The 15,988-nt window shown below is 72.1% G+C and carries 7 protein-coding genes, 2 tRNA genes and 1 pseudogene; 6 read left to right on the top strand and 4 right to left on the bottom strand.

The window, feature by feature from the left end; translation table 11 throughout:
- Positions 1-10: 10 nt before the first annotated feature.
- Positions 11-415, top strand: a pseudogene (locus BKA18_RS19285) (tyrosine-type recombinase/integrase); the annotation flags it as partial.
- Between the two features lie 86 nt (positions 416-501).
- Here the strand turns inward: BKA18_RS19285 and BKA18_RS19280 are convergent.
- Positions 502-574, bottom strand: a tRNA-Arg gene (locus BKA18_RS19280).
- 563 nt (positions 575-1,137) lie between these two features.
- Positions 1,138-1,228: transfer RNA gene (locus BKA18_RS19275), tRNA-Ser, on the bottom strand.
- A 240-nt stretch (positions 1,229-1,468) separates the two neighbouring features.
- Between BKA18_RS19275 and BKA18_RS19270 the strand changes: the two genes are divergently transcribed.
- Together BKA18_RS19270 and BKA18_RS19265 are read left to right on the top strand one after the other, a co-directional pair.
- The gene (locus BKA18_RS19270) at positions 1,469-2,068 is read left to right on the top strand and encodes an SSI family serine proteinase inhibitor (RefSeq protein ID WP_366043996.1); all 600 of its coding nucleotides are present in this window, start codon (positions 1,469-1,471) and stop codon (positions 2,066-2,068) included.
- A 192-nt stretch (positions 2,069-2,260) separates the two neighbouring features.
- The gene (locus BKA18_RS19265; protein ID WP_366043995.1) at positions 2,261-6,358 is read left to right on the top strand and encodes a PAS domain-containing protein; all 4,098 of its coding nucleotides are present in this window, start codon (positions 2,261-2,263) and stop codon (positions 6,356-6,358) included.
- 69 nt (positions 6,359-6,427) lie between these two features.
- Here the strand turns inward: BKA18_RS19265 and BKA18_RS19260 are convergent, their stop codons facing one another.
- Positions 6,428-8,077 (bottom strand): long-chain fatty acid--CoA ligase, encoded by a 1,650-nt coding sequence (locus BKA18_RS19260; protein ID WP_366043994.1) that lies wholly within the window; start codon positions 8,075-8,077, stop codon positions 6,428-6,430.
- Between the two features lie 336 nt (positions 8,078-8,413).
- On the opposite strand from BKA18_RS19260, the gene BKA18_RS19255 reads away from it, so the two are divergent.
- Positions 8,414-8,653 (top strand): hypothetical protein, encoded by a 240-nt coding sequence (locus tag BKA18_RS19255; protein WP_366043993.1) that lies wholly within the window; start codon positions 8,414-8,416, stop codon positions 8,651-8,653.
- A 78-nt stretch (positions 8,654-8,731) separates the two neighbouring features.
- Here the strand turns inward: BKA18_RS19255 and BKA18_RS19250 are convergent, their stop codons facing one another.
- Positions 8,732-10,576, bottom strand: coding sequence for a SpoIIE family protein phosphatase (locus tag BKA18_RS19250; RefSeq protein ID WP_366043992.1), 1,845 nt, complete (start codon positions 10,574-10,576; stop codon positions 8,732-8,734).
- A gap of 149 nt (positions 10,577-10,725) precedes the next feature.
- Here BKA18_RS19250 and BKA18_RS19245 point away from each other — a divergent pair, with 149 nt between their 5' ends.
- On the top strand, positions 10,726-15,165 hold the full coding sequence (locus BKA18_RS19245; RefSeq protein WP_366043991.1) for a HAMP domain-containing protein: 4,440 nt from the start codon (positions 10,726-10,728) through the stop codon (positions 15,163-15,165).
- Positions 15,162-15,983, top strand: a complete 822-nt coding sequence (locus BKA18_RS19240) for a response regulator (RefSeq protein WP_366043990.1) — start codon at positions 15,162-15,164, stop codon at positions 15,981-15,983. Before BKA18_RS19245 ends, BKA18_RS19240 begins: the two co-directional genes overlap by 4 nt.
- The last annotated feature ends 5 nt before the right edge of the window (positions 15,984-15,988 follow it).

Here is a 15,988-nt window from a genome sequence, read left to right as displayed (position 1 = left end):
CGAGCCACCGAAAGAGTCGGACGACTTCCTGCCGCTGCCCGCGCTCTGCCTCAAAGCCCTCCGGATGCGACGCGCTCAGCAGACCGGGGACCGGAAAGCAGCCGGTGATCTCTGGCGGGACAGTCACGGGCTGGTCTTCACGACGAAATACGGCACGCCGATCGAGCCGGGGAACCTCACCCGGATGTTCGCTCTCCGTGCCCGCCGCGCCGGCCTCCGGGTCATGCCGCTGCGGAACACCCGGCACACCTGCAGCTCGCTCCTCGTCGCCCTCGGCGTCCACCCCAAGGTGGCTCAGCGCATCCTGCGCCACTCCCAGATCGCGATGACGATGGAGGTCTACGCCGAGGCGAGTGAGGAAGAGGTGCGCGCCGCCCTCGGCAAGCTCTCCGAGGCGATGGGTGGCAGCGGCTGACCCGCTGACCCGGTTGCTGTACTTCGCTGCTGTACGGCACGAAAAAGCCCCCGCCCGGATTACCCGGCGGGGGCTTTGACCTGCTGTGCGCTCGGCAGGATTCGAACCTGCAACCTTCTGATCCGTAGTCAGATGCTCTATCCGTTAAGCTACGAGCGCTTGGCTTTCCGGCGGTTTTTCTTGCCGGTCGGCGTTGCGGGAACAACATTACATGACCTGTGCCGTGAGGCGAAATCCATTGCCCGTAGCGCCGCTGACCTGCAGAAACGCCCTTGTGGGGGTGTTCTCGGGGGCACTCGGGCCAGGGGGCGTTCTCGATGATCCGGGCGAAGTTCGGGCGGGTGTAGCCCTCTTCGGAAGGGGTCCAGGGCGTCAGCCGTCAAGAGTGCCGAAGGCGGCCGAGGGTGCCGAGGGGTGACAAGGACCTCGCGTTCGACGGTGGCGGTGACGCGCGCCACATCCGGAGCCGCGTGGTGCGGGAGCTCCGGAGGATGCCCTCCCAGGCCAGGCGGCCGCTGGCAGTGACACGCCGGCGTGGGCGGAACCCAGGACACCGGCCGGTGGGCCCGGAACCCGGGACACCGGCCGGTGGGCCCGGAAGCCAGGCAGAACCCCAGACGCAAAGCCCCGGCGGACCCGAGCAGGAAGTCAGGCCGTGATCATTCCGGCCCGGAAAGCGCTCAGGCCCGGGTCGGGAAGACCGGGGCCTGAGCGAAGAAGAGCGGAGGCGGAGGGATTTGAACCCTCGATGGGGGGTAAGCCCCAAACCGCATTAGCAGTGCGGCGCCATAGACCGGACTAGGCGACGCCTCCACACACTCCACGCGCGCACATGCACGCTGTGGCGTGTCCAGATGATGGCACAGCTCCAAGGGCTGTCACCAATCGCCCCCTACGGTACTAGGCGCGCGGGCCACCCGGCAAAGACGTTCCTGCAGCGCAACGTCGGGGGCGGCGGCGCGTTAGGAGTGTGGGGCCGTCGCGACGCCGTTGTCGTGCGCCCCCGGCGTGTACGCACCCCGTGCCGCCCCGCACTCGCCTCTGGAGCCTGTGATGCCGCACCACCGGACGTCATCCCTCTTCTCCGCAGCCGCAGCCGCGGCCGGCGCCCGCCGCTCCGCCACGGCGGCCGCAGTGTCCCTCGCCTCCGTCGCCGCGCTGGCCCTGGCGGCGCCCGTCGCGTCGGCCGCCCCGATCCCGCTGCCGCATCACTGGTCCGGTGACGGCCTCGTCGGCGCCGGCCACCATGCCGCCGGGCCCCGCACGCCCGACGGTCACTACCTCCCGGTCGGCCACGGGCCGGCGGCGGCGCACCTCGCGGTCGGCGACCACCTCACGGTCACCGTCCAGCACTCCGGCTCGGCGCGGACCGACGGCACCTTCGAGCTGTACTGCCACCCCGGCGGCGGCAACCACCTCCATGTCAAGGCCGCCTGCGCGAAGCTCGACGGGATGACGAGGTGGGGCAGGGACCCGTTCGCCGCCGTGCCGCAGGGTGCGAACTGCACGATGATGTACGGCGGCCCGGCCACCGCCCATGTCACCGGGACCTGGGCGGGGCGTCCCGTCAACGCGGATTTCCGGCGCACCAATGGGTGTGAGATCGACCGCTGGGGGCGCTTCGAACCCCTGCTCCCCTCAACCCGTTCATGACCCGGTTCGTGCCGTAGTAGCGCGGCAGGTCAGGACGAGGGGCACATGTCGGGCCTGCGGTGAGTCGCACAGGGCCGTGGCATTACCTCCTCGTCATCCGCCTCCGCGTCCCGGGCAAGTGCCCGTAGACTCCATCCCAGCGATCCGCCACGGTGGATCGGCAAGGTGCGGTAACAGGGAGGAAGCGTCGTCGTGAGCAGCAGGCCATCCCGAGGCGCTGCTCGCCTCGCAGCCATACTCGACGCCCTCCCCGACGCCCTGTTGCTCGTGAACTGCAACGGCACGGTCGTCAATGCCAACACCATCGCGCTGGAGACCTTCGAGGCGCCGGGCACCGCCCTCGTGGGGCGCGGGCTGCTCGATCTGCTGCCGTCCTTCGACTCCAAGCGGATCCCGGGCTCCATGCGGCGCCGGGACGAGGAGGAGGAGCGCACCCGTACGAAGCCGACGCGGATGGTCGCGCGGCGGACGGACGGGACGGAGCTGCTGGTCGAGGTGACCAGCGCCAATCTGGAGGACGGGCGGACCCCGTACGAGTCGGCCTTCGAGGCGGCGTACGCCGATCACCGCAATGGCTATACGGGCAACGAGCTGCTGATGCTCGTCGTCCGTGATCTGACCGGGACGCTGGACACCGAGACCGAGCTGGCCCGTCAGCAGCGGCAGACCGAGATGATCCTGCGGGCCGCGGCCGAGGGTGTGATCGGGGTCGACGCCGAGGGCAAGGTCGTGCTCGTCAATCCGTCCGCGGCGCAGATCCTCGGCTACCGGGCGAGTGAGCTGGGCGGCAAGGAGCTGCATCCGCTCATCCACCACTCCCGGGCGGACGGCTCGGCGCTGCCGTGGGAGGACACCCCGCTGGCCGACACGCTCAAGTCCGGGCGCAAGCACCGGGTGCGCGGGCAGGCGCTGTGGGCGAAGGACGGGCGTGCGGTGTCCGTCGATCTGACGACGGCGCCGGTGCGGGACGGCGATCAGCTCGTCGGTGCGGTGATGACCTTCACCGACCGCCGCGCCTTCGATGCGCTGGCGGCCCGCCACACCCAGCTGCTGGCGGTGCTCGACCAGGCGCTGCGCGGGCCGCTGGAGGAGCTGAAGGGCGAGCTGGGCACGCTCGCCTCCGACCCGGCCGGGCAGCTGTGGCCCGAGGCGAACCAGATCCTGCACCACCTCGCGGCCGGCCACGCCCGGATGACGACGCTGGTGGACAACGTCCTGAGCTATCAGCGGCTGGACTCCGGCAAGGAGAAGCTCAACCGCACGAAGGTTTCGCTGGACGCCGTGGTCGCGGCCGGCGTGGAGGGCGCGGTCGAGCTGATCGGGCCGGGCCGGGCCCAGTTCGCGGTGCATGCGCCGCCGATAGAGGCGACGGTCGACGCGGAGCGGATCGCCCAGGCGCTGTCGCATCTGATCGCGGATGTCGCGGGGGTCGATTCGACGGGCCGGATGCCGGCCGGTGAGGCCGCCCTGGGCGGGCGGTCGGGGCCGATCCCGGGCGATTCGACGATCGTGGTGGCCGCGGCCAAGCGCGGGGATGTCGTACGGATCGAGGTGCGCGGGCCGTTCGGCGGCGGCGATCCGGTCCATGAGCCGATCGTCCGCGGCATCGTGCGGCAGCACGGCGGGCTGATGCAGACGCACGAGGTGCCGGGGGCGCCCGGCGGCGGGCCCGGTGCGGGCGGCAGTTCGTACGTGCTGGAGCTGCCGGTGGCGGCGGACGGCGCGGCCCTGGACGGCGCGACGGCCGGGGCGGACCGGCCGGCCGAGCTGACCGGCAACGAGACGACGGTGATGCCGGTGCCGGCCGCGCGTGCGCGGGGCACCCAGGGCGATGCGGCGGACCCCGCGGCCGGTGAGCGTCCGGACGACGAGGGCCGCCAGGGCCCCGCCGGTGGTGACGGCGGAACCGGAGGATCCGGCCGGCCGCTCGGCGATGGTGGTGCGGGACATGGCGCGGTCCCGGCCCAGGCGGGCGGGGCGCAGCCGACCGGTCGCCGCCGGGCGCGGCACTCGGGCGCGGAGGGAAGCGAGACGGGCTCCGGTGCCACCGACGGCGGCCGGGGAGCGCACCCGCAGCACGGTGACGGGACGAACGGTGCGGGGCTGCCGCCGGGCATGGCGGGAGCCGAGGGCGTGCCGCCGACCGGACGGCGCCGGGCGCGGCAGGGGGCGACGGAGGGCGGCGGCCTGCCCGCGCTCCCCGCCGGTGCGAACGGGACGGCGGAGCAGCGGCCGGGCCACGGGGCGGCCGGCGGGCAGGGTCCCGCGGCGGCTTCGGCCGAGGCGCCCGGCCAGGATCCGGCGGCCGCGGTTCCGGCGCGTCCGCAGATTCCGGGGCAGGCCCCGGCACCGGGCCAGGCCACGGCTCCCGGTCAAGCCCACGTTCCCGCGCAGGCCGCGGGCCCCCAGGGGCTCGGCCCGGTACAGCCGGCCGGTCGACGGGCGCGCCGGGCGCTGGCCGAGGCGCCCGAGCGCACTGCGCAAGGTGCGGGGGACCGCGCCGCCGCCTCCCGGGCTCAGCAGGCGTCCGGTGCCCGTACCGCTTTTGCGCTGCCGCCCGCCGCGGCGGACCGTACCCCGCAGTCGTCGCTGCCGGAGCTGCCCGCGGCCGCCGAGCAGATGGCCGATCAGCAGGCCGGTCAGGCCGGCGGCAGCGGCTCGGGTCGCCGTCGGGCGCGCCGTCCGGTGGCCGGCGGTCCGGAGGCGTCGATGTCCGGTGCGCAGCCGGGGTACGAGCTTGCCGCGGCCGGCGACTCCACGCCGCCGCAGGGCGCCGACTGGGACGGCGAGCCGAGCGGAAGGCGGCGGGCCAGGCGGGCCGCGGCCGAGGAGCGCGCGGCGGCCGCGATGGCCGACGCCGAGTCCTCCGGCACCTTCGTGGCGGGCCCGGAGGGGCTCGTGGCGCAGCCCGCCGAACCGGCCGAGGCGACGGGTACGGCCACCGGCACGGCGGCCGGTATCGCCCCGGCGCCGGATGCCGGTGTGCCCCAGCCCGCCGCCCCCCAGCAGGCCGCCGAGGCCCCCGCCCCCACCGGCCGCCGGCGCGGTCGCCCCAGTCCTGCCGAGGAGGCCGCGGGCCCGTCTGCGCCTGCGCAGGGCGGGCCCGCCGCGGCGTCGCACCGTCAGCCGCTGCCGCCCGCCGCCGAGGACGACGGCTCACAGGGGCGGGCGTTCAGCGTGCGGACGCTGGGGCAGGGCGTGCCGTTCGCGCAGCAGATCGCCGACCAGCAGCGTCCGCCGCTGCCCCCCGGCAGCACGCCGCCCGGCGGTACCTCCGCCGGTTCGGGCCGCCGCCGTAAGCTCGCCGCGCCGCCGCAGGAGGGTGCGCGGGCGGCGGACGCCGGGCCCGCGGCGGCCGAGCATCCGCACCCCGGGGCACCGCCGCAGCAGCAGGCACAGCACCCGGCCGCCGCCCCGCCGCAGCCGCATCTGCTGGACGCGAGCGAGGGCCGGGCCTTTGCGATCTCCGCGCCCGACGAGGGCAGCGAGGGCCCCGAGCCGCTGGACGGTCCGAACGGCGCCATAGAGGTGATGGATCGTCAGCCGATGCCGAAGGACGACGAGCTGCCGCCGGAGCCGCTGGACAATCCGCGCCGGCTGCTGGTCTGGCCGGCGCCGGACGGCGCCACCCAGCAGGCGCTCAGCGACCGCGGCTACCGCCCGGTGATCGTCAACTCCCGTGAGGAGGTGGACGCCCAGATCGCCGCGTATCCGGCGGCGCTCTTCGTCGACCCGCTGACCGGGCCGATCACCCGCACCGCGCTGCAGTCGCTGCGCCAGGCGGCGGGCGCGGCCAAGGTCCCGGTGCTGGTGACGGCCGGGCTGGGGCAGGCCACCCGGGAGGCCGCGTACGGTGCCGACCCGGCCGTGCTCCTCAAGGCGCTGGCCCCGCGCGACAGTGAGGTGCATCCGCCGCGGGTGCTGCTGATCGAGCAGAACGACGACATCGCGGCCGCCCTGACCGCCTCGCTGGAGCGGCGCGGGATGCAGGTCGCACGGGCCTCCGCGGACGCCGATGCGGTCACCCTCGCCCAGCAGATGCGGCCGAACCTGGTCGTGATGGACCTGATGCAGGTGCGCCGCCGGCGGACCGGCATCGTCGACTGGCTGCGCGCCAACGGGCTGCTCGACCACACCCCGCTGGTCGTCTACACCTCCGCCGACATGGATCCGGCGCAGCTGCCCCGGCTGGCCGTCGGGGAGACGGTGCTCTTCCTGGCGGAGCGCTCCACGAGCGCCGAGGTCCAGGCCCGGATCGTCGACCTCCTCGCCAAGATCGGCACGAACTGACGACGGCCGGCGGGCCGGACGCCCACGCCGCGGACGCCCGGCCCCACAGCACCGCTCACGGCCGGCGGCTCACGCCAGCAGGGTGACCTCCAGCTGCCCGTCCGCGTACTGCTTGCGCAGCACCTTCTTGTCGAACTTGCCCACGCTCGTCTTGGGCACCGCCTCGATCACCGCCCAGCGCTCCGGCAGCTGCCAGCGCGCGACCCGCTCGCCGAGGAACGCCTTCAGCTCCTCGTAGCCGATGGTCACGCCCTCGTTGAGCACCACCGTCGCCAGCGGCCGCTCGCCCCACTTGTCGTCCGGTACGGCCACCACCGCGGCCTCCACGACATGCGGGTGCGCCATCAGGTGGTTCTCCAGCTCGACCGAGGAGATCCATTCGCCGCCGGACTTGATGACGTCCTTGGCCCGGTCGGTCAGCGTCAGATAGCCGTTCGGGGTGATCGTGCCGACGTCGCCGGTACGCAGCCAGCCGTCGGGGCTGAACTTGTCCTCCGGGCGCAGCGGTTCGCCCTTGGCACCGCCGTAGTAGGCACCGGCGATCCAGGGCCCGCGGACCTCCAGTTCGCCGGCGGACCGGCCGTCCGCGGGGAGCCGCTCACCGTCCGGACCGATCAGCCGGGCCTCGACGGAGGCGGGGAAGCGGCCCTGGGTGGCGCGGTAGGCCCACTCCTCGTCGCCGCTGACCCCGGCAGGCGGGTGGGAGACGCTGCCCAGCGGCGAGGTCTCGGTCATCCCCCAGGCGTGCACGACCCGGATGCCGTGGCGCTCCTCGAAGCCGCGCATCAGGGCGGGCGGGCAGGCCGAGCCGCCGATGACGACGGTCCGCAGACAGGCGACGTCTCGTCGGGTGGCGTCGAGTTCGGCGAGCAGGCCCTGCCAGATGGTGGGCACGGCGGCGCCGATGGTGGGCCGTACGGTCTCGATCATCTCGGCCAGCGGCGCGGGCTGGAGGAAGCGGTCGGGCATCAGCAGGGACGCGCCGGCCATGTACGCGGCGTGCGGCAGGCCCCAGGCGTTGACGTGGAACATCGGCACGACCGGGAGGGTGATGTCGCGCGCGGTGAGGGCGAACGCCTCGGCGGTGTTGACCTGCAGGGAGTGCAGATAGAGCGAACGGTGGCTGTAGAGCACGCCCTTGGGGTCGCCGGTGGTCCCGGAGGTGTAGCAGAGCGCCGCGGCCTCCCGCTCGTCGATCTCCGGCCAGGCGTAGCTCTCCGGCCGGCCGGCGAGCAGCTCCTCGTAGTCGTGCACCCGCGCCGTGGCGCCGTCCAATACGGAGCGGTCACCGGGGCCGACGACCACGACGTGCGCCACGTTCGGCAGCTTCGGGAGCAGCGCGGCGAGCAGCGGCAGCAGGCTGCCGTTGACGAGGACGACACGGTCCTCGGCGTGGTTGATGATCCATACCAACTGCTCGGCGGGCAGCCGCAGGTTGAGCGTGTGCAGCACCGCCCCCATGGAGGGGATCGCGAGATAGGCCTCCATGTGCTCCGCGTTGTTCCACATGAGGGTGCCGACCCGTTCCTCGTCGGCCACGGACAGCTCCTCGCGCAGCGCATGGGCCAGCTGCGCGGCCCGGACGCCGATCTCGGCGAAGGTGCGCCGGTGCGGGTCCCCCTCGGTCCAGGTGATGACCTGCGACTCACCGTGAACCGTCGCCCCGTGGGCCAGGATTCGCGAGACGGTGAGCGGTACGTCCTGCATCGTGCTGAGCACCGGGTGCCTCCGCTTTGTTACGGGCGGTTAGTGGTGCTGCGATTGTCGGCGCATACCGCTTGGTATGTCACGCCCTCCGGGGTGTGTTCTTGCCCGCTCATGACCGGATGCGGCGACGGACGAGCCCCTCCCCGGCTCGCCCTCCCGTGCGGGCGCACGGGCCACGTCCCGGTCCGGGTCAACCGGCCGGGACGCCGGGCCGCCCGGTTCACCCACAGGGATGGCCCTGTCGGCACGTTGCTTGTGCCGTCTCCGTGCCGCGCAGCACGCTGACGATCACCCGGAATCCGGGCACTCGTTTTTCTCCTCCGATTTCTCTTCTGACAGGAGCGTCCTATGCGCCCCCACCTCGGCCGTTGCGTCGTCCTTGCCGCCCTGGGCGGTATCGGTGTGCTCGCCTGCGGCACCGCCCAGGCGGCCCCGCAGGCCGCACCGGTCCTGCGTCCGGGCGGCGACGGCCCCTCGGTCGGCCGCCCGTTGTTCGCCGGGCAGTTCGACCCCGTCGGCGGTATGGGCGGCGGAGTGATCGCCGGTGGCGGCAAGCCGGTGCTCCTCAAGGCCGACGGCAGGCGGTAAGGCCGACGGCAGGCGGTAAGAGCGCGGCCCCGGCCGCCGCTCCCCGCCACGAGGTCCGGTCGGCCGCACCGGCCGGCCTCACGGGCGCCGGTCGGCCTCCGGGGTCACCGCCTGAAGGACCAGCACCGACAGATCGTCCTCGACCGGCCCGGTGCCGAAGTCGTGCGCGGCGCGCCGTACATGCTCGGCGAGGGCCTTGGCGCCCAGCCCCATACCGTCCCGCAGCACTTCCATCAGACCGTCGTTGTCGTCCAACTGCCAGTTGCCGCTGCGGCGTTCGGTGACCCCGTCGGTGACGCACAGCAGCGTCTCGCCCGGTGCGAGGGTGAAGGAGCTGGCCTGGAATTCGGTGCCCTCGTCGATACCCAGCAGCATCTGCGGCTCGGCGGCCGGCTCGACGGTGCCGTCGAGGAACATGTGCAGCGGTGGCGGGTGGCCGGCCGTGGCGACCGTGCAGCGGGCCCCCGGTACGCCCGGGTCGACCTCCAGCTCGCCGTACAGCAGGCTCAGAAAGCGGGAGGTGGCCTGCTCGCCGCCCAGCTCCACCGCCTCGGCGCTCTCCTCCGCCATGGCCAGATTCAGCCGGCCGAGCACCGACTCGACGCCGTGTCCCTCACGGGCCAGCAGCCGCACGAGGTGGCGGGCCAGGCCGGTGACGGACATCGCCTCCGGATCCTTGCCCTGGACGTCGCCGAGCAGGAAGCACCAGCGGCGGTCGCCCATCGGGAAGACGTCGTAGAAGTCACCGCCGACGGTCTGGCCCTCCCCGTGCGGCTCATAGACGATCGCCGTGTCGACACCGACGATGCTGGCGAGCGACGCGGGCAGCTGCCGGCGCTGGAGCGCCAGGCTGATCGTGGTCTGCCGGGTGTACTGGCGGGCGGTGAACACGGCCAGTGCGACCCGGCGTGCCACGTCCTCGACCATCCGCACCACGGTGTCGGTCATCTGGAGGTGCCCCGCCCGGCCGAGCAGCAGCACGCCCTGGTCGGTGTCCCGGGCGACGAGGGGAAAGGCGAGCGCCGACCCGCCCGTGGAGGACGCACCGGCGCACTCCGGCCAGGGCCAGGGGATGCCGGCGGTGCGGACGACCTCGGTCGGCGGGTCCCGCTCCAGGTCGTCGCGGAGCGGGACGATCCGCCGCTCGTCGACGTGCCAGACCCGGGACAGCTGCATGCCGCCGCCCTCGGTGGTCAGCCAGATCGCACACCAGTCGGCGAGCCGGGGCACCAGCAGCTGGGCGGCGAGCGCGGTGACCATGTCCTGGTCGAGCTGCCCGGCCAGCAGCTCGCTGGTCTCGGCGAGGAAGGACGGGCCCCCGCGGTCGGCCCATTCGGCGGCGAACCCGGGCCGGCGGGCGCGCTCGCGCACGGGGTGAGACAGCGGTGCGGGAGGCTCGGCGCTGCGGCTGTCGAGCTGCCGGGACGGGCTCCCGGCGGTGCCGGGCTCGCCCTCGGTGGCCTCCAGACGGAACCAGACGGTCTTCACCGCCTTGTGGTAGGTCACGCCCCAGGACTCCGCCAGCGCGCCCACCAGCTGGAGCCCGTACCCCGGCTCTCCGCTGCGGGAGTCCACCCCGCCGCGTACCCCCCGGGAGGGGTGGCGGTCGGAGACCTCCATGACGACGCCCACCTTGGCCCGGCCCCGTCGCTTGCCCTCGCCCTCTTCGCCGGGCCGGCCGTACTCCAGGCGGCAGGTCACATCGATATCGGTGCCGGCGTACATCACGGCGTTGGTGACCAGTTCACTGGTGAGCAGGACGGCGTCATGGATCAGCTCCTGGCTGATCGCCGCCGCTCCGGGCCCGGCCGTGGCGGGTGGTGCGGCCGCCCGTTCGGAGAGCAGCGCATGCACGAACTTGCGCGCACCGGCCGCGGCAAGCTGGTTCGCCGGCAGGCCTTTGCGGGAGACGGATTCCGTCATGGGCGGGGAGGACAGCGAGGTCACTGCACCCCCTGGATGTGCCGGGAAAATACATCTACGGGCGCTTTATACTATGTCATACCTGCCCAAATGGATCACTCTGCCCGACTGGACCTTCTCCATATCGATCTTTGGGGGGATGGTGTGTCATGGCGCTCGACCCGACCCGGCGCGAGTCTGCTCCGCAACCCCCGGATCCCCCCGCGTCCACACAGTCCACCGAGGCCGCCGAGAGCGCACGGCCCGCGGAGAGGCCCGGGCCCGCACCGCCCCCTGGCCGGCCCCCGTCGGATGGCCAATGGGTGCGCACCAGTGAGCTGCGGCCGCTGCTCGCGGCGCTGAATGCGCTGCGCGACGGGGACTTCACCACACGTGTGCAGACCATGCCGGACGGCGGCTCCTCGGACCCCGTGCTGGCCGACATGGCCGGCGTCCTCAACCAGATCATCGCCCGCAACGAGCATCTGGCGACCGAGCTCCAGCGCGTACGGGGCGAGGTCATCCGGCAGGGCCGGCTGGACGAGCGGATCTCCGCGAGCCCCGGCCAGGGGACCTGGACGACGAACATCGAGGCGGCCAACACCGTGCTGGAGGCGCTGGTGGTCCCGCTCGCCAAGGCCACCCGGGTGCTGGATGCGGTGGCCGACGGCGATCTGACCCAGCGCGTCGATCTGCACGACGGCAACCGCCAGCTCCGCGGCGATCTGCGCCGGCTGGGCAGCGGGGTGAACCGGATGGTCGACCAGCTGTCGCTGTTCACCGGCGAGGTCACCCGGGTCGCCCGCGAGGTCGGCACCGAGGGCCGGCTGGGCGGCCGGGCCAAGGTCCAGGGGCTCGCCGGCGACTGGCTCCATGTGACCGAGGCGGTCAACACCATGGCGTCGCGGCTGACGGCGCAGGTGCGCGACATCGCCGTGGTCACGACGGCGGTGGCCACCGGCGATCTGACCCAGCAGGTGACGGTGGAGGCCACCGGCGAGCTGCTGGAGCTGAAGCTGACCGTCAACAAGATGGTGGATCAGCTGCGGGCGTTCGCCGACGAGGTCACCCGGGTGGCCCGCGAGGTCGGCACCGAGGGTCAGCTCGGTGGCCGCGCGCAGGTCAGGGGCGTATCCGGGGTCTGGAAGGACCTCACCGACAACGTCAACTTCATGGCGTCCAACCTGACCTGGCAGGTCCGCAACATCGCCCAGGTGACGACGGCGGTGGCCAACGGCGACCTGAGCCAGAAGATCACCGTGGATGCCCGGGGCGAGATCCTCGAACTGAAGTCGACGATCAACACGATGGTCGACCAGCTCTCCGCCTTCGCCGACGAGGTCACCCGGGTGGCCCGCGAGGTCGGCACCGAGGGCCGGCTGGGCGGCCGCGCGCAGGTCAGGGGCGTCTCCGGGGTCTGGCGCGACCTCACCGAGAGCGTCAATTTCATGGCCGACAACCTGACTTCTCAGGTCCGCAACATCGCCCTGGTCGCCACCGCCGTCGCGGAGGGCGACCTCGGCAAGACGATCACCGTCGAGGCCAAGGGCGAGATCCTCGAACTGAAGACGACGATCAACACCATGGTCGACCAGCTCTCCGCCTTCGCCGACGAGGTCACCCGCGTGGCCCGCGAGGTCGGCACGGAGGGAAACCTCGGCGGTCAGGCGCAGGTCAGGGGGGTATCCGGGGTCTGGAAGGACCTCACCGACAACGTCAACTTCATGGCGCTGAACCTGACCTCCCAGGTCCGCAACATCGCCCAGGTGACCACTTCGGTGGCCAACGGCGACCTGTCGAAGAAGATCGATGTCGATGCCCGCGGCGAGATCCTGGAGCTGAAGGACACCGTCAACACGATGGTCCAGCAGCTGCGGGCGTTCGCGGACGAGGTGACCCGAGTCGCCCGCGAGGTCGGCACCGAGGGCCGGCTCGGCGGCCGCGCCCAGGTGCACGGCGTCTCCGGCGTCTGGAAGAACCTCACCGACAACGTCAACTCCATGGCCGACAACCTGACCTCCCAGGTCCGCAACATCGCCCAGGTCGCCACCGCCGTCGCCAAGGGCGACCTGTCGAAGAAGATCGACGTCGATGCCCGCGGCGAGATCCTCGAACTGAAGACGACGATCAACACGATGGTCGACACCCTGTCGTCGTTCTCGTCCGAGGTGACCCGGGTGGCCCGCGAGGTCGGCAGTGAGGGCCAACTGGGCGGCCAGGCCCGGGTCGAGGGCGTCTACGGCACCTGGAAGCGGCTGACCACCAGCGTCAACGAGCTGGCGCTGAACCTGACGACACAGGTCCGCGCGATCGCCGAGGTGGCCAGCGCCGTCACCCAGGGCGACATGTCCGGCTCGATCACCGTGGACGCCCAGGGCGAGGTCGCCGCCCTGAAGAACAACATCAACCTGATGGTCGCCAACCTCCGCGAGACCACCCGCGCCAAGGACTGGCTGGAGTCCAACCTGGCCCGTATCGCCAGTCTGATGCAGGGCCACCGCGACCTGGTCGAGGTCGCCGATCTGATCCTGCGCGAGCTGACCCCGCTGGTGAACGCGCAGTTCGGCGCGTTCTTCCTGGCCGAGGCGGGCGCCGAGCCCGGCGAGGGACTGGAGCTGATCGCCGGGTACGGCACCGGGCAGCCCGAGGGCCGCCGTTCCCTGCCGCGGCTGCGGCTGGGCACCCCCGGCTGGGGCCTGATCACCCAGGCCGCCATGGAGAAGAAGCGCATCGTCGTCGACGCCGTCCCGCCCGACTACATCACCATCAGCTCCGGACTCGGGGCCTCGGCCCCCGCCAGCATCGTCATCCTCCCGATCCTCTTCGAGGACCAGGTGCTCGGCGTCATCGAGCTGGCCTCGTTCAGCCGGTTCAGCGACGTCCACCTCGCCTTCATCGACCAGTTCGTGAACACCATCGGCGTCTCGATCAACACCATCATCGCCAACGCCCGTACGGAGTCCCTGCTCTCGGAATCCCAGCGTCTGACCGCCGAGCTCCGCCAGCGCTCGGACGAACTCCAGCTGACGAACGCCGAGTTGGAGGAGAAGGCGGCACTGCTGGCCACCTCCTCGCAGTACAAGTCGGAATTCCTGGCGAATATGTCGCACGAACTGCGCACCCCGCTGAACTCCCTGCTGGTGCTCTCCCGGCTCCTCGCCGACAACCCCGAGGGCCGGCTCTCCCCCCAGGAAGTGGAGTTCGCCGTCACCATCCACCGTGCGGGCGCCGACCTGCTCCAGCTCATCAACGACATCCTCGATCTGTCGAAGATCGAGGCCGGCCGGATGGACGTCCACCCCAAGAACCTGCCGCTGATCAAACTCCTCGATTACGTCCGGGCCACCTTCAAGCCGCTCACCCTCGACCGCGGCCTCACCTTCGACGTCAAGGTCGGCGAGAACGTCCCCAAGGAACTCTTCTCCGACGAACAGCGCCTCCAGCAGATCCTGCGCAACCTGCTGTCCAACGCCGTGAAGTTCACCTCCTCCGGCGGCGTGGAACTCATCGTCCAGCGGGTACCGGGCACGGACTTCGACGAAGAATCCCTGCGCACCGCCGACGACGTCATCGCGCTCTCCGTCAAGGACACCGGCATCGGTATCTCGTCGGAGAAACTCGACGGCATCTTCGAGGCGTTCCAGCAGTCCGACGGCACCACCAACCGCAAATACGGCGGCACCGGTCTCGGCCTCTCCATCAGCCGTGACATGGCCGCACTGCTGGGCGGCCGGATCATCGCCGAGAGCGAGCCGGGCGTCGGTTCGACCTTCACCCTGTACGTGCCCGCTCGCTACACCGGCCCCTCCACCGCCACGGGTTCCACCGCCGGGCCCCTCACCGCGGAGGGTCCCGCACCGGCCGTCCAGGCTCCGACCCGGGCTCCCCTGCCCACCCTGGGCGAACAGCGCACGTCCGCGCCCGAGGCCCTGGAGAGCACGCCGCGCGGGGACCTCTTCCGCGGCCAGGAACCCCATGAGCCGACGGCACCGGTGACGGCTCCGTCCGCCGAAGGCGATGCCGTCACCTGGCCCGAGACCACCCGCCTCAAGGACTGGCTCAGCGGCCGCCCCGGCGAGGTGCTGGCCGACCGCCGCATCCTCGTCGTCGACGACGACATCCGTAATGTCTTCGCGCTCACGCACGTGTTGGGCCGGGTCGGCATCACCGTCAAGTACGCCGAGAACGGCCGCGAGGGCCTGGAAGTCCTCAACCGGACACCGGATGTCTCGCTGGTCCTGATGGACATCATGATGCCCGAAATGGACGGTTACGAGATGATCAATGCCATCCGGCAGGCACCTCGATTCGCGGACCTCCCGGTCATCGCGCTCACCGCGAAGGCCATGCCGGGCGACCGCGAAAAGGCCATCGAGAGCGGAGCCAACGACTACATCCCCAAACCGGTGGATGTGGACCGGCTGCTGACCGTGATCTGCCGCCTCCTGGACCCTCAGGAGGGCTGCCCCGATACGCCTCCTGAGCGCCAGGAGGGGGGCGAGGCCTCCGATACGGGCGAGATCACTGACGCCGACGAGACCACCGCCGACGAGGCCACAGACCGGGACACGAGCCAGGACGACCAGGGAACGACGGGGGAGCAGTCATGACGACCGCACCGGACACCTCACCCAGCATCCTCATCGTCGACGACATGGAGGAGAACCTCGTCGCGCTGGAAGCCGTACTGGGCTCGCTCACCCAGAAGGTGGTGCGCGCACGCTCCGGCGAGGAGGCCCTCAAGGCCATGCTCCGCGAGGAATTCGCGGTCGTCCTCATCGATGTGCTGATGCCGGGCATGAACGGCTTCGAGACCGCCGCCAACATCAAGGGCCTGGACCAGACGAAGGACGTCCCGGTCATCCTCCTCACCGGCGCCTCCGTCGACCCCAACTACGCCTACCGCGGCTACACGGTCGGCGCCGCCGATTTCCTGATCAAGCCGTTCGACCCCTGGCTGCTGCGCACCAAGGTGAACGTCTTCCTCGAACTCTTCCGCAAGAACCGTCAACTGGCCGCCCAGGCAGAGCAGTTGAAGCGCCTGCTGACCTCGCCCGAGCACCCCGGCGGCGAGGGCGCGCCGGCCCCGGCGGGGGCAACGACCCCGACGGGCGCCGCAACCGCCACGGTTGCGGCCTCGACGCCGGCAGCGGAGGAATCCCAGAAACCACCGGGGGCCGAGAAGGCCGGGCAGCCGACGACGGCCCCGCACCCCGACCTCCCACCGGCCCCGGGAGCCCCGGAGCCCGCCGAGCCCCCGCAGTCGGCCGCCGGCGACGCCTCCCGCCTCGCGGAGATCGCCGGCCAGCTCGCCGAGGTGGAACTCCTCCTGCGCGACGCCGAGGGCTCCGACAAGTCCCGCCTCGCCGACCGCATCGCGGAGCTGGAGCAGGCGGTGGGGAGGCTGATGGTGAGCCGGGGGACATAAGCGGC

The sequence above is a fragment of the Streptomyces auratus genome (assembly GCF_050433025.1).
In the GTDB taxonomy this organism is placed as follows: Bacteria; Actinomycetota; Actinomycetes; order Streptomycetales; family Streptomycetaceae; genus Streptomyces; species Streptomyces sioyaensis.
This window is presented reverse-complemented; position numbering and strand designations above follow the sequence as displayed.

Coding starts and splice junctions, on each gene's coding strand:
- BKA18_RS19255 (WP_366043993.1), top strand. CDS start 8,414: ATGCGCCCCCACCTCGGCCGTTGCGTCGTCCTTGCCGCCCTGGGCGGT.
- BKA18_RS19240 (WP_366043990.1), top strand. CDS start 15,162: ATGACGACCGCACCGGACACCTCACCCAGCATCCTCATCGTCGACGAC.
- BKA18_RS19250 (WP_366043992.1), bottom strand. CDS start 10,576: ATGACGGAATCCGTCTCCCGCAAAGGCCTGCCGGCGAACCAGCTTGCC.
- BKA18_RS19270 (WP_366043996.1), top strand. CDS start 1,469: ATGCCGCACCACCGGACGTCATCCCTCTTCTCCGCAGCCGCAGCCGCG.
- BKA18_RS19245 (WP_366043991.1), top strand. CDS start 10,726: ATGGCGCTCGACCCGACCCGGCGCGAGTCTGCTCCGCAACCCCCGGAT.